This is a genomic window from Blautia sp. KLE_1732_HM_1032 (assembly GCF_025147905.1).
Taxonomy (GTDB): domain Bacteria; phylum Bacillota; class Clostridia; order Lachnospirales; family Lachnospiraceae; genus Blautia_A; species Blautia_A fusiformis.
In genome coordinates, this window is sequence record NZ_CP102266.1 from 1251072 (window position 1) to 1269545 (window position 18474).

Sequence of the window (18474 nt, forward strand, 5' to 3'; positions counted from 1 at the left end):
ATGGCAAAGGCTTTATACATAGCGGAGAAGCCCAGCGTGGCACAGGAATTTGCGAAGGCTTTGAAGATCAACGGTCAGAGAAAAGACGGATATCTGGAATCTGATGATTCTGTGGTAACCTGGTGTGTAGGACACCTGGTTACCATGAGCTATCCCGAAAAATATGATATCAAGTTTAAAAGGTGGAGTTTTGATACCCTGCCTTTTTTGCCGCGCGAATTTAAATATGAAGTGATCCCCGGGGTCAAAAAGCAGTTCGAGATCGTAAAAGGACTGCTGAACCGGCCGGATGTGGATACCATTTATGTGTGTACCGACTCCGGACGTGAGGGTGAATATATCTACCGTCTGGTAGCCCAGATGGCAGGAGTAAAGGGGAAAGTCCAGAAACGTGTGTGGATCGATTCCCAGACAGAGGAAGAGATCTTAAGAGGAATCCGTGAAGCGACGGATATCTCGGAGTATGATAATCTGGCAGCATCTGCGTATCTCCGCGCAAAGGAAGATTATCTTATGGGAATCAATTTTTCCAGAGTTCTGACCTTGCGCTACGGAAGCAGTGTCACCAATTATCTCCATTCCAAATATCAGGCTATTGCAGTAGGGCGTGTGATGACCTGTGTTCTTGGCATGGTAGTGAGGAGAGAACGGGAAATCCGTGTCTTTGTGAAGACACCGTTTTACCGTGTCCTTGGCAGTATTGGACTTGCAGGTGAAAATTTTGACGGTGAATGGAGAGCTGTGGAAGGCAGCCGGTATTTCCAGTCCCCGTATCTTTATAAAGAAAACGGCTTCAGGAAAAAAGAGCATGCACAGATGCTGATCGATCAGCTGATGGTGAACCAGCCCCTTTCCTGTATTGTGGAAAAGGTGGAACGAAAAAAAGAAAACAAAAATCCGCCGCTTCTTTTTAACCTGGCGGAGCTTCAGAATGTGTGCTCAAAGCTGTTTAAGATCAGTCCGGACGAGACACTCCGGATCGTACAGGAGCTTTATGAGAAGAAGCTGGTGACTTATCCGAGAACGGATGCCAGAGTTCTTTCCACGGCAGTGGCCAAGGAGATATACAAGAATATATCCGGTCTTCGAAATTATCAGCAGGCCGGTGTTGCGGCGGCAGAGGTTTTGGGGATGGAATCCTGGAAAAGCATTGCAAAGACCAGATATGTGAATGACAAGCAGATCACAGACCATTACGCGATCATTCCTACCGGTCAGGGATTGAATGCGCTTGGAAGCGTGTCTCTTACTGCACAGCGTGTGTACGAGACCATTGTACGGAGATTTTTGTGTATTTTTTATCCGCCGGCCGTTTATCAGAAGGTGAGTCTTGTGACGAAGCTGGACGGCGAGGCATTCTTTTCATCCTTTAAGGTTCTCAAAGAAGAAGGCTATCTGAAGATCGCCACGAATTCTTTTTCGCGGAAAAGGGCTTCAGACAGTGAGAAAAACAGAAATGGAGAGGAAGACGAGGTTTCCTGTGATACTGTGCTCCTGGAGGCGTTGCAGAAGCTGAAAAAGGGTGATATACTTCCTGTGAACGGTTTGAGTATCAAGGAGGGTGAGACTTCACCGCCCAAACGATACAATTCCGGTTCCATGATCCTTGCCATGGAAAATGCAGGACAGCTGATCGAGGATGAGGAGCTTCGAGCCCAGATCAAGGGAAGCGGGATCGGCACCAGTGCTACCCGTGCCGAGATCCTGAAGAAGCTTTTTAACATCAAATATCTGGCACTGAACAAAAAGACCCAGGTGATCACTCCAACACTTCTTGGGGAAATGATCTTCGATGTGGTAAATTGTTCTATCCGGCAGCTTCTGAACCCGGAGCTTACGGCAAGCTGGGAAAAGGGGCTCACCTATGTGGCAGAGGGCAGCATCACGGAACAGGAATATATGGACAAGCTGGAGCATTTTGTGCGGGTACGTACCCGGCAGGTGGAGGCAAGCAATTATCAGTATAACCTGCGGCAGTTTTTTGATGTGGCCGCTGTAAACTACAGGAAGCCGGAGCGAGCTTCCAGACAGGGAGGAAAGAAATCATCATGATGAAAGATTTTACTATCAGCAATATGCTGGATCTGAATGAGACCATTGCAGCAGAGCTTTTTGAGGGAAAAACCTATCCGTGGGAGGTTCTTCCGGAGATCGGAGATTTCATTATTAAGCTGGGAAAAACACTGGATCCTTCTGAATATGAGGAGAAGGGCGAAAATGTATGGATCGCAAGATCCGCTACAGTTGCGCCGACTGCAAGTATCACCGGACCGGCTATCATTGGCAGAGACGCCGAGGTGCGCCACTGTGCATTTATCCGCGGCAAGGCTATCGTTGGTGAGGGCGCAGTTGTGGGAAATTCCACAGAGCTTAAGAATGCAGTGCTGTTTAACAAGGTTCAGGTTCCTCATTATAATTATGTTGGAGATGCTGTGCTGGGATATAAGTCCCACATGGGTGCCGGATCGATCTGTTCCAACGTAAAATCAGACAAGAAGCTGGTTGTCGTAAAAGACGGGGATGAAAAGATCGAAACCGGTCTTAAGAAATTCGGAGCGATGCTCGGAGATCATGTTGAAGTCGGATGCGGTTCTGTGCTGAATCCCGGTACTGTGATCGGACGGAATTCTAATATCTACCCGCTGTCACCGGTACGTGGATGTGTTCCTGCAGATTCCATTTATAAAAATGCAAAAGAGATCGTAAAGAAAAAATAAGAAACAGATTCTTCTGGACACGCATTTAGGCTGCACTTTTGAGAGAGTGCAGCTTTTTTTGATGAGGGATGGATGCGATGCAACAGTATTGGTCGTGGAAGGATGAACCGACCGGAGCGGGCGGGATTAAGATAAAAACAAAAGCTGTCGAAGTATGACCAGTCCTATAATATGGACTGGGTAAAACCAGTAAAAGAAATATTTTGCTGATTTTCCGCGGATGAAGCCTCTTTTTCCATTGTACAGGTTAATGGACAGAAAGGCAAAGGAGGCTCTCCATTCATAGTAAAGCCAGCAGCTTCCGAGGATTGCCTGGCCTGGTTTATCGTTTCGCATATAGTATATGATCAGCAGGAAGATATACCCCCGCCATCCATAGTCTGCTTTCAGAAAAATGGAAACAACAAGCAGTCCCAGGATGCAGAGAAGCTGCATCGAAGGTCTGGTCTGGAAATATTCGATGGCACAAAAGGCCAGATATCCGAGGAAAAGCGTAAAAAACACATTTTGTCTTTCGTAACGCAGCGTATTTGTAAACATCAGATTCCACGGAATTTCTGAGAGCAGCGCAAAAAGAAGGAGATTTCTTCCATAGAGGAACCTGCTCCGTGTATGCCGGAAGCCTTCCAGCAGGAGAAAACAGAAGATGGGAAAAGCAGCTCTTCCGATATCGCGGAAAATAAGATATACAGTATATTCTCTGCCGAAAAGTGTAAACAGGATTTTCTGTGCAGGCTGATACATACTGAGCAGCACAGCTCCGATATGATCGATCAGCATGGTGATGACCGCGATCATCTTCAGAGCGCTTCCGCTGAGAATGCGGTATTTTTCTGGAAAAACAGAATCCACAGATGCATTCATGAAAAATATACCTCCAAGGTTAAACTTGCTAATATATTATCACATACATACAGTAGTTGCCAGAAATATTTGACAGTTAGGCATGCAATACTGCCGGAATAACTACCAATATTATGCGTTTTATGGCAAAATTTTATCAAATATGACTGGACGAAACAAAGGTTTTGTGAGAAAATAGCCATAGGGTGTTATCGAACTTTTTTTCTCAATAACATCGGTCAATCTATACTTGAAAGGAGTTTTAAAATGATTTATTCACGCGAAGTAGAAGAAATGTGTCCAGTGGCACAGGGCGTACATCATGGTGCCGCTCCGATCCCGGAAGAAGCAAAATGGGTTCAGGCAAAAGAAGTAAAGGATATCTCCGGATTTACACACGGTGTTGGCTGGTGTGCTCCGCAGCAGGGTGCTTGTAAGCTTTCCCTTAACGTTAAAGAGGGAATCATCCAGGAGGCACTTGTTGAGACAATCGGATGTTCAGGAATGACTCACTCTGCAGCTATGGCTTCTGAGATCCTTCCAGGACTTACCGTTATGGAGGCACTGAACACAGACCTTGTATGTGATGCAATCAATACAGCTATGAGAGAGCTTTTCCTTCAGATCGTTTACGGACGTTCCCAGTCTGCATTCTCCGAGGACGGACTTGCAGTAGGCGCTGGTCTTGAGGACCTTGGAAAAGGACTTCGTTCTCAGGTTGGTACAATGTATGGAACTCTGAAAAAAGGACCTCGTTACCTTGAGATGGCTGAGGGTTATGTTACAGGTATCGCTCTTGATGAGAACGATGAGATCATCGGATATCAGTTCGTAAGCCTTGGAAAAATGACTGACTTCATTAAGAAAGGTGATGACCCGAACACAGCATGGGAGAAAGCAAAAGGTCAGTACGGCCGTGTTGCAGATGCTGTTAAGATCATCGACCCAAGAAAAGAGTAATTACACTTCGTAAGGTAAAAATATCAGGAGGTTACAGGAAATGGCTTTATTTGAATCATATGAGAGACGAATTGACAAGATCAATTCTGTTTTAAACAGCTATGGAATCGCTTCTATCGAAGAAGCTGAGAAAATCACTAAAGACGCAGGACTGAACGTTTACGATCAGATCAAAGGCATTCAGCCGATCTGCTTCGAGAACGCTTGTTGGGCTTACACAGTAGGTGCAGCTATCGCGATCAAAAAAGGCTGCAGAAGAGCCGCTGACGCAGCAGCAGCTATCGGAGAAGGCCTTCAGGCTTTCTGTATCCCGGGATCCGTTGCAGACACACGTAAAGTAGGTCTTGGACATGGAAACCTTGGAAAGATGCTTCTTGAGGAAGAGACAGACTGCTTCTGCTTCCTTGCAGGACATGAGTCTTTCGCAGCAGCTGAGGGTGCGATCGGTATCGCAGAGAAAGCAAACAAGGTTCGTAAAAAACCTCTTCGTGTTATCCTGAACGGTCTTGGAAAAGATGCTGCTCAGATCATCTCCCGTATCAACGGCTTTACATATGTAGAGACAGAGTATGATCCATATAAGAACGAGGTTAAGGAAGTATTCCGTAAATCCTATTCTGAGGGACTTCGTGCAAAGGTTAACTGCTACGGCGCTAACAGCGTTCCGGAAGGTGTTGCGATCATGTGGAAAGAGGGCGTTGACGTTTCCATCACAGGAAACTCCACAAACCCGACTCGTTTCCAGCATCCGGTAGCAGGAACATACAAAAAAGAGTGCAACGAGAAAGGCAAAAAATACTTCTCCGTTGCTTCCGGCGGTGGTACAGGACGTACACTTCATCCGGACAACATGGCAGCAGGTCCTGCTTCCTACGGTATGACTGATACACTTGGACGTATGCATTCTGACGCTCAGTTCGCAGGATCTTCTTCCGTACCGGCTCACGTAGAGATGATGGGTCTTATCGGCGCTGGAAACAACCCGATGGTTGGTATGACAGTTGCTGTAGCTGTTTCCGTACAGGAAGCTGCTGACGCTGGCAAATTCTGATTTCAGATAACGAAAAATAGTGGGAAAGGCTGTAAACCTTAGGGTTTATGGCCTTTTTCTTTTTGCTCTGCAATAGAAAAAAATATTCTCAAAAAGTGCGAAAACAGTAATAGCGAACACGTAGCTAACATTTTGTGGGAATTTATGAAATATTTTTTGGAGAAATTCATAAAATAAATCAAAGCGGCAGGGGAGATACGGAGAATATTTATGGAAGCGCTTGTGGATTATATTAAACCGGAATTGCTGATCACAGCGATCGCTTTGTATTTTATGGGGATCGCACTGAAGGAGGCTCAGGCTGTGAAGGACAAATATATTCCGCTGATACTGGGGTGTGCAGGGATCCTTATATGCGGAATTTATATTTTTGCTACCTGTTCCTGTAAAAATGCACAGGATATTGCAATGGCAGTATTTACATCCACGACACAGGGAGTCCTGGTGGCGGGGCTTTCTACATATGTGAACCAGCTGATCAAACAGCTGGAAAAAGATGAATAATGGATTTTGTAAGGTAGTTTCAGATACTTGCAGCAGCTGCAGGAATTTATGCGCCAGAAGAAAGCCGTTCAGAACAGGATGCAGGTAATTTGCGGAAATGTCATAATTGAGAGTAGGAGAAAATATATCATAAAAAGGAAGGATACATCATGCATGAGCAGATGTATCCTTCCTTTTTGAATTGGTTATTTATGCATTTTTCAGTGCCTGTTCCAGATCTTTGATAATATCATCCACATTTTCGATACCGATGGAAAGACGGATCATTCCAGGAGAAACTCCTGCTTCAACCAACTGCTCGTCGTTCATCTGGCGATGTGTATGGCTGGCTGGGTGAAGGACCATAGTGATGGAGGCGGCAACGTGAGTTGCGATGGTGGCAAGCTTCAGACTGTCCATAAAACGGACTGCTGCATCACGGCCACCGGTCAGTTCAAAGGAGATAACGCCGCAGGTATGACCATCCTTCATATATTTCTGAGCCAGTGCGTGATATTTATCCTCCGGAAGTCCTGCGTAATTTACATGAGAAACCTTTTCGTGTGCGTTCAGGTATTCTGCAATCTTCTGGGCGTTGGAGCAATGGCGTTCAACACGCAGCGGAAGCGTTTCCAGACCGAGGTTCAGAAGGAAGCAATTCATCGGAGACGGAATAGAGCCCAAATCACGCATCAGCTGGGAAGTAGCCTTAGTGATGTAAGCTTTTTTTCCGAACTGCTTTGTATAGATAACGCCGTGATAGGATTCATCCGGCTCTGTCAGGCCGTGATATTTATGGCCGTAGGCATCCCAGTCGAAGTTACCGCTGTCGACAATGGCGCCGCCTACCTGAACGGCATGTCCGTCCATATATTTGGTGGTGGAGTGGGTAACGATATCTGCACCCCACTCGAAGGGACGGCAGTTTACCGGTGTGGCAAAGGTGTTATCCACAATAAGAGGCACGCCGTTTTGGTGTGCAACGTGTGCAAATTTCTCGATATCAAGAACTACCAGAGCCGGATTGGCGATAGTTTCTGCAAAGAGAACCTTTGTGTTCGGTTTGAATGCGGCAGCGATCTCTTCTTCTGTTGCATCGGTATCAACAAAGGTGCAGTCAATGCCAAGTTTCTTGAAGGTGACGGCAAGAAGGTTGAAGGTTCCTCCGTAAATGGTAGAAGCGGCAACAACGTGATCGCCTGCCTCACAGATATTAAATACTGCGTAGAAGTTGGCTGCCTGTCCGGAAGAAGTCAGGATTGCAGCAACACCGCCTTCCAGATCTGCGATCTTTGCGGCTACGGCATCGTTAGTCGGGTTCTGGAGACGGGTGTAAAAATATCCGTCTGCCTTCAGATCAAATAACTGGCCCATTTCGTCGGTGGTGTCATATTTGTAAGTGGTGCTCTGATAGACAGGAAGTGCACAGGGCTCGCCTTTGGATGGGGTATAGCCGGAGTGGATACATTTAGTCTCTAAATTATAGTCGCTCATAGGGATAAGTCCTTTCTGCTGTGTTTTTCGTATGAATTTAACCGAATCAGGGAAGCCTGCCTGCGTTTCAGGGATTTCTGAGAGAAGCTTTGATCCTTAAAGTTCGGTTAAATAAAGTATGAAAAATGCATTTGTGTATTTTAAATAAAACTACATATAAGTATAACTCTTTATGTGTTGAAATACAATAATATTCTACATAAACTCTACTAGGGTATAAGGGAAATGAAATATTGCGTTCTTGTGCACATAATAAAACGCTATATGATCAACGTTTATAATAAGCATAGTAAGTCATTTTATAGATGCGAAAATGTGAGTGAATGCCGAAAAAATACTGTAAAATAAACAAAATATGTGAATGAAGTAACAAATGGTGAAAATCGCATAAAAACAAAATGGAAAATTTGTACAAAAAAGATATTGCGTTCACGTGCACAAGATGATAATATAACATCATCAAAAAGAACACAAAAACAGAAAACAATAAACAATAAAAAATGAACGGAGGAATTTAAAATGTTAAGAGTAGGAGTTATCGGATGCGGCGGAATGGGAAGAGATCATATCAGAAGACTGACAGAGAAGATCCAGGGAGCAGAAGTAGTAGCTGTTTCCGATGTATTTGAGGAAAGTGCCAAGAAAGCAGCCGAGATCTGCGGAGCAAAAGTCTATGCAGACAGTAAGGAGCTCATCAATGCAGAGAACGTAGATGCAGTATTTATCGTATCTCCGGGCTTCGCACATGTAGATTCTCTTCTTCAGGCGATCGAGGCCGGCAAGAGGATTTTCTGTGAGAAACCATTATGTACAACTGCTGAGGACTGCCTGAAAGTAGTAAAGGCAGAGGAGGCAGCCGGCAAACATCTCATCCAGCTTGGATTTATGAGACGCTATGACAAGGGATATCAGCAGATCAAGGAAGCACTTGCAACCGGAGAATACGGCGAGCCGCTGATCCTTCACTGTACACACAGAAATCCAGAGGTAGGTACCAATTACAATACACCAATGGCTGTGCACGATACCGCAATCCATGAGATCGATGTCCTTCACTGGCTTGTAGATGATGAGTATGAATCAGCACAGGTAGTAATGCCAAGAGTGACGAAATATTCCCACTCTGAGCTGAAGGATCCGCAGATCATGATGCTCCGTACTAAAAAAGGTGTATGCATTGATGTAGAAGTATTTGTAAACTGCAAGTTTGGATATGACATCAACTGTGAAGTTGTATGTGAGGACGGTGCACTGAAAATGGCACAGCCGGCTTATCCGTCTATCCGCAAGAATGCGGCAGTGTCCACTGCTATTGACACAGACTGCTTCGTAAGATTTAAAGACGCTTATGATAAAGAGGTTCAGGACTGGGTTGATAACGCAGAGGCAGGAGTGATCACAGGACCGAATGCATGGGATGGATACCTGGCAGCGATCACAGCAGATGCTCTTGTAAAAGCGCAGGAAACCGGACAGATCGAGAAAATCGTTTCAGCAGTTGAGAAGCCGGAATTTTATAAATAAATATATTTTACGAGCTCTACCTCATCAAGTGTGAGTTATCATACCAACTTATTGCTACAGACTTCCCCAATGAGTCTGCGGCGGCAGTTACCGGCAGGATCCGATTCCGCTTCGGCTTTGTTGAAAATGCAGTGGAAAACCTGCCGGTGAGATTAACTGGAAAAATTGGCTGAAAAGTAAAAACATATGGAGGGTATTGAAGATGAAATTAGGATTTAATGAAGCAACTGCACTGGAATGTAAAGGACAGTCTCTTATGGCAGACCTGGAGATGTGCGAGAAATATGGTTTTGATTATATTGAGATCCGCTTTGACTGCGTAAAGGACTATCTTAAAGAGCATACACTGGAAGAACTTGCAGACTGGTTTAAGAATCATCATCTGAAACCATGGGCATACAACACTTTGATCTTCTTTAACCAGAGAGATGAGGCAGGGGAAAAAGAGATTGACGAAGAAGTTGATTTTATCCTGAAGGTTTCCAAAGCAATTGGAATGAAAATGCTGATCACCGTTCCAAGCTTTGATGTAAAAGACAAATCTGTCAGTGAGATCAAAGAAGAAGCAGTTGCACGTCTTCGTTATCTTTCCGATAAGGTTGGCGCGGATATGAAGATCTCCTTGGAGTTCTGTGGTGCACCGAACTGCTCCATCAACCAGTTTGGAACAGCCTATGATGTGGTAAAAGCAGTAGACAGAGATAATGTAGGCGTTACCGTGGATACCTTCCATTTCCATGAGATGTGCTCCCGCCTTGAGGACCTGAGAGCTGCTGATGGCAAGAAGATTTTTGCATACCATTTAAATGACTGTGAGGATCTTCCGCTTGGCTCCTGCGGAGACGACAAGAGACTGTGGCCGGGTGAGGGTGTTGTAGATCATGCAGGAATCGCAGCTGCACTGAAGGAGATCGGTTTTGATGGCGTTTGCACCATCGAAGAGTTCCGTCCGGAATACTATGCAATGAGCCATGAGGACAACGTGAAAAAGGCTGCGGAAGTTACCAGAGACTTTGTGCAGAAATATTTCGGATAATTCATTCAGAAAGGTCCGACCTTAAACCGATAGGAGGTAGATACTATGGCTGGTAAGGGAATCCCTGAATTGTTGAATTACAAGCAGAAGGGGAAAGACTTGAATGAATTCATCAAGGTTCCGTTGTCGGAAAAGCTGGCATACTGTTTTGGTGATCCGGCACTGACCTTGATGTATACCATGACTACAACTCTGCTGATCTATTTTTATACCAACGTTGTTGGAATATCAGCAGGTGCGGTAGGAATGATCATGCTTTTGTCCCGTGTTTTTGATGGATTTTCCGATGTGCTGATGGGAACTATTATCGACCGGACTCATTCCAAGTATGGAAAAGCCAGGATCTGGATCTTAAGACTTGCGGTTCCTTATGCGCTGGCAGCGGTGCTTTTGTTCACCATGCCGCCAATGGGAAATATGGGAAAGATCATCTATGCTTTTGTTACCTATAATATCATGAATACGGTTGTATACACTGCTATCAGCCAGCCATTCCATGCACTGGGATCTCTGATGAGCCGTGACCGTCGTGAACGTGATGTGATCTGTAACATCCGCATGGTATTGTCGATCACAGCAAGTATGATCATTACTGCGTTCACACTGCCGCTGATCAATATCGTAGCGAATATTACCGGCAATCAGCAGATGGCCTGGATCCTGGTAACTGCCGGCTATGCGATCATTTCTGTCGGTGTACTTGTGAATACTTATATTGTCTGTACAGAGCGTGTTTCTGCAGCAAAACAGGAAAAGGAAGATATTCCTTTTGTGGAAGCATTTAAAGCAACCGTTACCAACCGGTATTTCCTTATCGCTCTGGGGCTGATGATCTTTTATACCGCATATCAGATTATTATCGGAACGGACCTTACCTATTACTGCCAGTATGTACTCGGAAATGTAGACCTCGTCATGCCTCTTTCCGCAGCTGAGAAACTGGCAACTGTGGCAGGAATTGCCCTTTTGCCGAAGGTGCTTCCCCGCTATGGAAAAAGAAATCTCATCTGTGTCGGCTGCATCCTGGGCGTTGCAGGACAGCTTCTGTTCCTGATGAATATTACCAGTGTTTCGCTTGGTGTTGTAACCTGTATCATGAGAGGTATCGGAATCGCCCCATTCTATGGTGTGCAGTATTCTCTTCCAAGCGATGCTATTGAGTATGGCCAGTGGAAAACAGGCAAGCGTGTGGAGGGTCTGATGTTCTCATCTATGAGCATGGGTCAGAAAGCCGGTTCCGGACTGACTTCTGCTATTATGGGAGGAATTCTTTCGGCGGCATACTTTGACGGAACAAAGGCGACAGCGGCAGAGCAGTCTGCAGAGGCAATCAGCGTGATCAAGGGATTTTATCTGTATGTTCCGATAGCAATCTGGGTAGTGATGTTTGTGATCGCAGCATGCTACCAGCTGGACAAAGTTTATGACAAAATGATGCGTGAACTGATCCAGCGAGAATCGGGAGAGGAAAGCGTCTCTGTGCCGGGCGAGATTCAGTCCATGCCGTTACCGGAAGCTTCCGGAAACCGGATCAACGTGGCAATTGGAAGACTGTATGGCAGCAGTGGAAGAAAGATTGCCGAGGATGTTGCAAAAGCACTGGACTGCAAGGTTTATGATCGTCAGATCATCTGTCTTATGGCAGAAAAGTTCGGTATGGAAAAAGCAGATCTGGAAAGTGTAAGGCAGTATCTGGATTCCTACAATTATGAGGATTCTGAGCTTACATTTTCCCCGTATGGACATTCATCGGCAGGTGCGGCAGCAGATTATACAGGTGTTCAGATGTTTGAGGTGCAGAGCCGGATCATCCGTGAGCTTTCTGAGAGAAGACCAGGTGTATTCCTGGGAAGATGTGCCAACTATGTGCTTCGTGGAGAGCCACATGCATACAGCTTTTTCGTTTATGCAGATGATGCTTACCGGGAAAAAGAGGGCCAGGAATATTATAAAGGCCAGTCTCTTGGAGAACTGGAGAAACGTGATCAGATCCGAAATGAATACTATGAGAAGTTTACCGGAATCCGCAGAGACGATCCCCATTATTACGATATGGTGATCAATGTATCCAAAACAGGTGCAGCCGGAGCGGCCAGCCTGATCCTGGATTATATCCGGAATAAAGAAGAGGAAAAAGGAGGGAATGCATCATGAAGATCGCATTTGACGTAGATGTTCTTGCAAAACAGATGGATATCAACCGTATGGTCCATCAGGTGGCGGACTGGGGATATAAATATATTGAACAGTCTCCGCATCCGAGGATCAATCCGTTCTATAAGCATCCACTGTTTTCAAAAGAATGTGAACAGGAATACAGACAGGCTCTTAAAGAGACTGGCGTTGAGATTTCGTCCTTTATCGTGGTGTATCGCTGGTCTGGTCCGACGGAGGAACAGAGACAGTTTGCAGTTGCAAACTGGAAACGGATGATCCAGATCGCCGGAGATATGGGAGTGAAGGTTATCAATACAGAGCTTTCGGGTGATCCGAACCAGCAGGAGATCTGCAATGGAATGTGGTTTAGATCCATGGAGGAATTGCTTCCGCTGATCGAGCGTGAGGGTATCCGTGTGGAGATCCAGTCTCATCCTTATGATTTCTGTGAGCTGAATAATGAGACCTGTGATATGGTGAAATCCTTCCGTTCTCCAAATCTTGGTTATGTGTATTCTTCTCCTCACGGCTTCTTCTACGATGAGGGCAAAGGAGATGTGCGGTCCATGTTGAAATATGCGGGAGATGAACTGACCCATGTACTTTTTGCGGATACCTTTAACCAGACCATGGACTGCAGATACATTTTAAATCCGCCGTGGCTGAATGGCCGTGGAAAAGCGGATGTGACGGTGCATCAGCATCTTGCAATGGGTGAGGGTGATGTGGATTTTGATGGTATTTTTGAAACATTGAGAGAAATGGATTTTGCCAGCAAGCAGCTGAAACCGGATGCACCGAAAGCCGGCGGCGATAACATTGCCTGCGTTTCCATGTTTGGTTTTCCGGAAAAGATGGATAAGCAGGCACCGGAAGCAAGAGAGCGGATTGAGAGAGAACTGCTGGGGAAATGATCGGGTGATCGCGGCAGATCAGAAAGAAAACTGTAATAAATGAGTAGCTGACAGTACGCAGAACGGTGAATAAGACTGATAAAATAATGAATGTGTGCAGAAACACGGTTTCCAGGATGAAAGTTTCATTGTGGAAACCGTGTTTTTTGATGTCTTTCTTTACAAAAAAACTTTACATATATCAAACAACTGTCTTGTCACATGTAAAGGACTGTGGTATTATGTGTAAGATGTTTTGAAAAAAGTTACATGATAATAAAAAAGCAGATCAGAAGCATCTGCATAATAAAGACTAGTACAGCGAAAATTAAGTTTCTGCTATATTGATGCAGCAGATGAAAAATCAGACAAGTCAATATGGCGGTTACTTAATATTCGCTGTACTAGAAAGCAAAAGCAGGAACTCAAAAAAGAAATCCTGCAGGAAAGGTGAAAGATAATGACAGTTGCAGAAGAAATCCAGAAATTAAAAAAAGAAAAAGATGCCATCATCCTTGCACACTACTACGTGCGTCCCGAAGTACAGGATGTAGCTGACTATATAGGAGATTCCTTTTATCTCAGCAAGATCGCAGCCAGCGCGAAAGAGAAGACGATCGTGTTCTGTGGAGTAGGATTTATGGGAGAGAGTGCGAAGATCTTAAGTCCGGATAAAACTGTTCTGATGCCTGCCATGGATGCAGACTGTCCGATGGCTCATATGGCAACAGAAGAAGGCATCCGCAAGGTGCGAGAGGAATATGACGATGTGGCAGTTGTCTGTTACATTAATTCCACAGCAGCATTGAAGGAGCTTTCTGATGTATGTGTTACCTCCGCAAATGCAGTAAAGATCGTAAAAGCGCTTCCGAACAAAAACATCTTTTTTATCCCGGACAGAAATCTTGCACATTTTATTGCAGAACAGGTTCCTGAGAAGAACTTTATTTATAATGAAGGTTTCTGCATTGTCCATGAATTTATGGATCCGGAAGAAGTAAAAGCAGCAAAAGAAGCACACCCGGATGCACTGGTTCTGGCACATCCGGAATGTCCTCAGACAGTTCTGAAACAGGCTGATTACATCGGAAGCACATCGGGGATCATCAAATATGCACAGGAAAGTGACAACAAAGAGTTTATCATCTGTACAGAATGTGGCGTTCAGTACAAGCTGGAAACTACCTGCCCGGATAAAAAATTCTACTTCACAGAAACCGTACCGGTCTGCAAAAACATGAAAAAAGTATTTCTGGAAAAAGTTCTCCACGTTCTGAAAACCGGGGAGAATGAGGTTCATGTAACAGACGAGACACGTGAAAACGCGAAGAGACCGCTGGAGCGGATGCTGGAACTGGCAAAATAAATAAAACACATTTGTATAAAAGATTTGTCTAAGTTGGATGAAAAGAGAAATCAGGACAGAGAGGCGAAAAGCAATGAGAATTAAAACAGACGTAGTGATCGTGGGAACAGGTGTTGCAGGTATGTTCAGTGCCTTGAAGCTTCCGCGGGACAAAAAGATCGTGATCATCACAAAAGAGGATATGAGGAGCAGTGATTCTTTCCTGGCCCAGGGCGGGATCTGTGTGCTCCGTGATGAAAACGATTACGACAGCTATTTTGAAGATACCATGAAGGCAGGACATTACGAAAACAGAAAAGAGTCGGTAGACATTATGATCCGAGGCTCCAGAGACATCATTAATGACCTTGTCGGATATGGTGTGGATTTCAAGATGGATGGAGATGATTTTGCTTATACAAGAGAAGGTGCACATTCCAGACCGAGGATCCTTTATCATGAGGATATCACAGGAAAAGAAATTTCCGAAAAACTGCTCCAGCAGGTTCTGAAGCTTGAAAATGTAACAATTCTGGAATATACTACCATGCAGGATATTCTTGTGGAAAATGGCAAATGTACAGGCCTGAAGGCAGTTTCCGCAGAAGCGAACAGGACACGTCTTGAAGCTATGGAAGCCGAAGAAGCGGTGAAGACCCAGGAAGAGATCCAGCCGGGCGGAGAGATCCAGGTAGAGATTTATGCACAGGATACGATCCTGGCCAGCGGCGGGATCGGAGGAAGATATGAGCATTCCACCAACTATCCGCATCTCACAGGGGATGCTCTTGATATTGCAAAAAAACACAATGTGCGTCTGGAACATCTGGATTATGTGCAGATCCATCCGACAACGCTGTATTCCAAGAAACCGGGCCGCAGATTCCTGATCTCAGAATCGGTCCGCGGAGAAGGCGCAGTACTTTATAACAGCAAAAAAGAGCGTTTTGTCAATGAACTTCTTCCAAGAGATGTAGTAACAAATGCGATCCGGGAAGAAATGAAAAAAGAAGGAACAGACCATGTATGGCTTTCCATGGAAAATATTGATAAAGATACGATCCTGAATCATTTTCCGAATATTTATCAGAGGTGTCTGGAAGAAGGCTATGATGTGACAAAAGAATGCATCCCTGTTGTTCCTGCTCAGCATTATTTCATGGGCGGTATCTGGGTGGATTCTGACAGCAAGACCAGCATGGACCAGCTTTATGCAGTGGGAGAAACCAGCTGCAACGGTGTACATGGCGCGAACAGACTGGCAAGTAATTCCCTGCTGGAGAGCCTTGTATTTGCAAAACGTGCAGCCAAAGCAATCTCAGCAGAAAAGAAAAGTGCTACAGGTGCGGCGTGAATGCAGCCGGAATATAAATATCCGTATTATGAAAGACAGGAGCAGCCTTGCTTTGGAGAACAGGGCTGCTGTGATGATTAAGAAAGAGAAGGGATTGTAAAATGAATAAGATCACAATGACACTTCAGGTAGATCACCTGATCCTGGAGGCTTTAAAGGAAGATATTTCAAGCGAAGACGTTACCACAAACTCTGTTATGAAAGAAGCAGTTCCGGGAGAGGTAGATCTGATCTGTAAAGAGGATGGAATCATTGCGGGACTGGAAATCTTCAGCCGTGTATTTACGCTTCTGGATGCTGACACAAAAGTGGAGCTGTTCTGCAAGGACGGCGATGAAGTAAAAAAAGGTCAGAAAATGGGAAAAGTTACAGGAGATATCCGGGTGCTTCTTTCCGGCGAGCGTGTGGCGCTGAATTATCTTCAGAGAATGAGCGGGATCGCAACCTATACACATTCGGTTGCGTCACTTCTTGAGGGAACAGGGATCACATTGCTGGATACCAGAAAAACGACGCCGAATATGCGTATTTTTGAGAAATATGCTGTTCGTGTAGGCGGCGGACAGAACCACAGATATAATCTTTCAGATGGAGTTCTTTTGAAAGACAATCACATCGGAGCAGCAGGAAGCGTTGCAAATGCTGTAAAAATGGCGCAGGAGTACGCTCCTTTTGTCCGCAAGATCGAAGTTGAGGTAGAAACTCTTGATCAGGTAAAAGAAGCTGTTGAGGCCGGCGCAGATATCATCATGCTTGATAACATGACTCCGGAGATGATGAAAGAAGCGGTGCAGCTGATTGGTGGAAGAGCAAAAACTGAATGCTCCGGAAATGTTACAAAAGAAAACATTGCAAAGATCAGGGATGTTGGTGTAGACTATGTATCAAGTGGTGCATTAACGCATTCTGCACCGATCCTTGATATTTCGCTTAAGAATCTTCATCCACTTTCCTGAAAAATGCAGGATTTTACAGAATACCGGGTGCTGTGACAGGAAATACCCGGAATATCAGAAAAGAAGCGTGAATTGCCGGAAGCAGAGGCATAGCAGGTGATGTCGGGCCGGGTTGGAGATATCGCGAGAATGAAGGAGAGAGGTATCGGAATAAAAAGTACAGGCACAGCCAGGAAAGGGGAACTTAAATGACTGGTTCAGAACGCAGGACAGCGATCATGGATCAAATTAAAAACAGTGAACGGCCGGTCTCAGGAAGTGCTCTGGCCAGAACATTTCAGGTCAGCAGACAGGTGATCGTGCAGGATATTGCGCTGATACGCGCGGAGGGGAATGACGTGATCTCCACCAACAGAGGATATATTTTTACTGCTCCCCATACTGTGAGCCGGATATTCAAGGTGCATCATACAGATGCGGATCTGGAGAACGAGCTCTGCGGGATTGTGGATCTTGGCGGAAAAGTGATCAACGTAATGGTGAATCACAGAGTTTACGGACATATCGAGGCAGAACTGAATATCAGCTCCAGGCGCCAGGTTGAGAATTTTATGGAGGATATCCGAAGCGGCAAGTCCAGTCCTCTGAAGAATATCACATCGGATTATCATTATCATAAAGTAGAAGCAGAATCCGAGGAAATCCTGGATATGATCCAGGATATGCTGAAACGGCGAGGATTTCTGATCGAAGCAGAATAGCAGAAGTCAGATACAAAAAGAAAAGATATACAGAATGAGAAAATTCTGTTAATATGAAAATAGAGTGATCACGAAAATAGGAGAAGGAATCCTGCATGGCAGGGTTCCTTCTTGCACCCTGCGGAAATGTGCACCTTGTGGAAATGTACAAACAGGGAAAACAGGATGCAGATATGAGGGTGAGAAAAAATACGGTTGGATATGTATGGAGGGGAAATGGATTATCAGAGTATGTTTACATTTATGCTGGAGATGGCAGGAACTATTGCGTTTGCTGCTTCCGGAGCTATGGTGGGGGCGCAGAGAGGAATGGATATTTTCGGGGTCTGCGTTCTTGGAGTGGTGACTGCAGTAGGCGGAGGAGCTACCAGGGATATTATCCTGGGAATCGTGCCGCCGGGAATGTTTCAGGATCCGCTGTATACCATTGTGGCAACCGTGACGTCCTGTATTGTTTTTGCAGTGATGTACTGGAAGCAGGAGCTGCTGGAAGGCGGGAACCGGCTGGTCTATGATAAGGTGATGCTGGTGATGGATACGGTTGGCCTTGGTGTGTTTACTGTCATGGGGGTTGATAAGGGGATTTCCCAGGGATATATGGGAAGAACTTTTTTTCTTGTGTTTCTTGGGACTGTCACAGGAGTTGGAGGCGGTCTGATCCGTGATATGATGGCAGGAGTACCGCCATATATTTTTGTGCGCCATATTTATGCCTGTGCGTCTATTGTAGGGGCCATTGCCTGTGTTTGGATATACAGGCTGTGGGGCGGAGTGCCGGCCATGGTGATCGGAACGGTAGTAGTGATCCTGATCCGGTACCTGGCGGCACATTACCGGTGGAATCTGCCGAGACTGAGAAGAGAATAAAAAAAGATATGAAAAGCTCCGGAACATTTAAGGAATAATGTTCCGGAGCTTTTTGGCTTTTATTTGGTTTATATTGCGTAGAAGATTTTATCG

16 protein-coding genes are annotated in these 18474 nt (G+C 45.2%); 14 read left to right on the plus strand and 2 right to left on the minus strand.

The features are described from left to right. Both NQ489_RS06005 and NQ489_RS06010 read left to right on the plus strand, forming a co-directional pair. Complete coding sequence (locus tag NQ489_RS06005) at positions 1 to 2052, plus strand: DNA topoisomerase (RefSeq protein WP_021651108.1); 2052 nt, start codon at positions 1 to 3, stop codon at positions 2050 to 2052. Continuing rightward, entirely contained in the window at positions 2049 to 2717 is a 669-nt protein-coding gene (locus NQ489_RS06010; protein ID WP_021651109.1) for a transferase, read from the plus strand. The genes NQ489_RS06005 and NQ489_RS06010 overlap by 4 nt, the downstream gene beginning before the upstream one ends. A 126-nt stretch (positions 2718 to 2843) precedes the next feature. Here NQ489_RS06010 and NQ489_RS06015 read toward each other — a convergent pair whose 3' ends face one another. After that, on the minus strand, positions 2844 to 3581 hold the full coding sequence (locus tag NQ489_RS06015; protein ID WP_021651110.1) for a TraX family protein: 738 nt from the start codon (positions 3579 to 3581) through the stop codon (positions 2844 to 2846). A 246-nt stretch (positions 3582 to 3827) separates the two neighbouring features. Here NQ489_RS06015 and NQ489_RS06020 point away from each other — a divergent pair, with 246 nt between their 5' ends. From NQ489_RS06020 to NQ489_RS06030, 3 genes are all read left to right on the plus strand, one after another. Next, positions 3828 to 4520, plus strand: a complete 693-nt coding sequence (locus tag NQ489_RS06020) for an iron-sulfur cluster assembly scaffold protein (RefSeq protein ID WP_015525726.1) — start codon at positions 3828 to 3830, stop codon at positions 4518 to 4520. A 40-nt stretch (positions 4521 to 4560) separates the two neighbouring features. Further along, positions 4561 to 5571 carry a GGGtGRT protein gene (locus tag NQ489_RS06025; RefSeq protein WP_015525727.1) on the plus strand — a complete coding sequence of 337 codons (1011 nt, stop codon included), beginning with the start codon at positions 4561 to 4563 and terminating at the stop codon, positions 5569 to 5571. 210 nt (positions 5572 to 5781) lie between these two features. Next, positions 5782 to 6075 (plus strand): phage holin family protein, encoded by a 294-nt coding sequence (locus NQ489_RS06030; protein WP_015525728.1) that lies wholly within the window; start codon positions 5782 to 5784, stop codon positions 6073 to 6075. Positions 6076 to 6264: 189 nt separating this feature from the next. On the opposite strand, the gene NQ489_RS06035 is transcribed toward NQ489_RS06030, so the two are convergent. After that, a complete protein-coding gene (locus NQ489_RS06035) occupies positions 6265 to 7548 on the minus strand; it encodes an O-acetylhomoserine aminocarboxypropyltransferase/cysteine synthase family protein (protein ID WP_021651113.1) in 1284 nt (427 codons plus the stop codon). 519 nt (positions 7549 to 8067) lie between these two features. On the opposite strand from NQ489_RS06035, the gene NQ489_RS06040 reads away from it, so the two are divergent. The 9 genes from NQ489_RS06040 (at position 8068) to NQ489_RS06080 (ending at position 18381) form a co-directional block, all read left to right on the plus strand. Then, on the plus strand, positions 8068 to 9072 hold the full coding sequence (locus NQ489_RS06040) for a Gfo/Idh/MocA family protein (RefSeq protein WP_021651115.1): 1005 nt from the start codon (positions 8068 to 8070) through the stop codon (positions 9070 to 9072). Positions 9073 to 9274: 202 nt separating this feature from the next. Beyond that, positions 9275 to 10108 (plus strand): sugar phosphate isomerase/epimerase family protein, encoded by an 834-nt coding sequence (locus tag NQ489_RS06045; RefSeq protein ID WP_021651116.1) that lies wholly within the window; start codon positions 9275 to 9277, stop codon positions 10106 to 10108. Between the two features lie 45 nt (positions 10109 to 10153). Next, positions 10154 to 12262, plus strand: a complete 2109-nt coding sequence (locus NQ489_RS06050; RefSeq protein WP_021651117.1) for a cytidylate kinase family protein — start codon at positions 10154 to 10156, stop codon at positions 12260 to 12262. Further along, on the plus strand, positions 12259 to 13179 hold the full coding sequence (locus NQ489_RS06055) for a sugar phosphate isomerase/epimerase family protein (RefSeq protein WP_015525733.1): 921 nt from the start codon (positions 12259 to 12261) through the stop codon (positions 13177 to 13179). Before NQ489_RS06050 ends, NQ489_RS06055 begins: the two co-directional genes overlap by 4 nt. Before the next feature lie 439 nt (positions 13180 to 13618). Next, positions 13619 to 14524: a quinolinate synthase NadA gene (gene nadA, locus NQ489_RS06060; protein WP_021651119.1), complete on the plus strand. Its 906-nt coding sequence runs from the start codon at positions 13619 to 13621 to the stop codon at positions 14522 to 14524. A gap of 73 nt (positions 14525 to 14597) precedes the next feature. Beyond that, positions 14598 to 15857 (plus strand): FAD-binding protein, encoded by a 1260-nt coding sequence (locus NQ489_RS06065; protein WP_044961276.1) that lies wholly within the window; start codon positions 14598 to 14600, stop codon positions 15855 to 15857. A 101-nt stretch (positions 15858 to 15958) separates the two neighbouring features. Continuing rightward, on the plus strand, positions 15959 to 16813 hold the full coding sequence (gene nadC / locus NQ489_RS06070) for a carboxylating nicotinate-nucleotide diphosphorylase (RefSeq protein ID WP_021651122.1): 855 nt from the start codon (positions 15959 to 15961) through the stop codon (positions 16811 to 16813). A gap of 188 nt (positions 16814 to 17001) precedes the next feature. Beyond that, entirely contained in the window at positions 17002 to 17514 is a 513-nt protein-coding gene (locus tag NQ489_RS06075) for a transcription repressor NadR (RefSeq protein WP_021651124.1), read from the plus strand. A gap of 216 nt (positions 17515 to 17730) precedes the next feature. After that, complete coding sequence (locus tag NQ489_RS06080; protein WP_044961278.1) at positions 17731 to 18381, plus strand: trimeric intracellular cation channel family protein; 651 nt, start codon at positions 17731 to 17733, stop codon at positions 18379 to 18381. Positions 18382 to 18474: the final 93 nt, after the last annotated feature.

Bases quoted from the DNA above. Each gene is read 5' to 3' on its own strand.
- NQ489_RS06005 (WP_021651108.1), top strand. From the start codon at position 1: ATGGCAAAGGCTTTATACATAGCGGAGAAGCCCAGCGTGGCACAGGAA.
- NQ489_RS06010 (WP_021651109.1), top strand. From the start codon at position 2,049: ATGATGAAAGATTTTACTATCAGCAATATGCTGGATCTGAATGAGACC.
- NQ489_RS06015 (WP_021651110.1), bottom strand. From the start codon at position 3,581: ATGAATGCATCTGTGGATTCTGTTTTTCCAGAAAAATACCGCATTCTC.
- NQ489_RS06020 (WP_015525726.1), top strand. From the start codon at position 3,828: ATGATTTATTCACGCGAAGTAGAAGAAATGTGTCCAGTGGCACAGGGC.
- NQ489_RS06025 (WP_015525727.1), top strand. From the start codon at position 4,561: ATGGCTTTATTTGAATCATATGAGAGACGAATTGACAAGATCAATTCT.
- NQ489_RS06030 (WP_015525728.1), top strand. From the start codon at position 5,782: ATGGAAGCGCTTGTGGATTATATTAAACCGGAATTGCTGATCACAGCG.
- NQ489_RS06035 (WP_021651113.1), bottom strand. From the start codon at position 7,548: ATGAGCGACTATAATTTAGAGACTAAATGTATCCACTCCGGCTATACC.
- NQ489_RS06040 (WP_021651115.1), top strand. From the start codon at position 8,068: ATGTTAAGAGTAGGAGTTATCGGATGCGGCGGAATGGGAAGAGATCAT.
- NQ489_RS06045 (WP_021651116.1), top strand. From the start codon at position 9,275: ATGAAATTAGGATTTAATGAAGCAACTGCACTGGAATGTAAAGGACAG.
- NQ489_RS06050 (WP_021651117.1), top strand. From the start codon at position 10,154: ATGGCTGGTAAGGGAATCCCTGAATTGTTGAATTACAAGCAGAAGGGG.
- NQ489_RS06055 (WP_015525733.1), top strand. From the start codon at position 12,259: ATGAAGATCGCATTTGACGTAGATGTTCTTGCAAAACAGATGGATATC.
- nadA (WP_021651119.1), top strand. From the start codon at position 13,619: ATGACAGTTGCAGAAGAAATCCAGAAATTAAAAAAAGAAAAAGATGCC.
- NQ489_RS06065 (WP_044961276.1), top strand. From the start codon at position 14,598: ATGAGAATTAAAACAGACGTAGTGATCGTGGGAACAGGTGTTGCAGGT.
- nadC (WP_021651122.1), top strand. From the start codon at position 15,959: ATGAATAAGATCACAATGACACTTCAGGTAGATCACCTGATCCTGGAG.
- NQ489_RS06075 (WP_021651124.1), top strand. From the start codon at position 17,002: ATGACTGGTTCAGAACGCAGGACAGCGATCATGGATCAAATTAAAAAC.
- NQ489_RS06080 (WP_044961278.1), top strand. From the start codon at position 17,731: ATGGATTATCAGAGTATGTTTACATTTATGCTGGAGATGGCAGGAACT.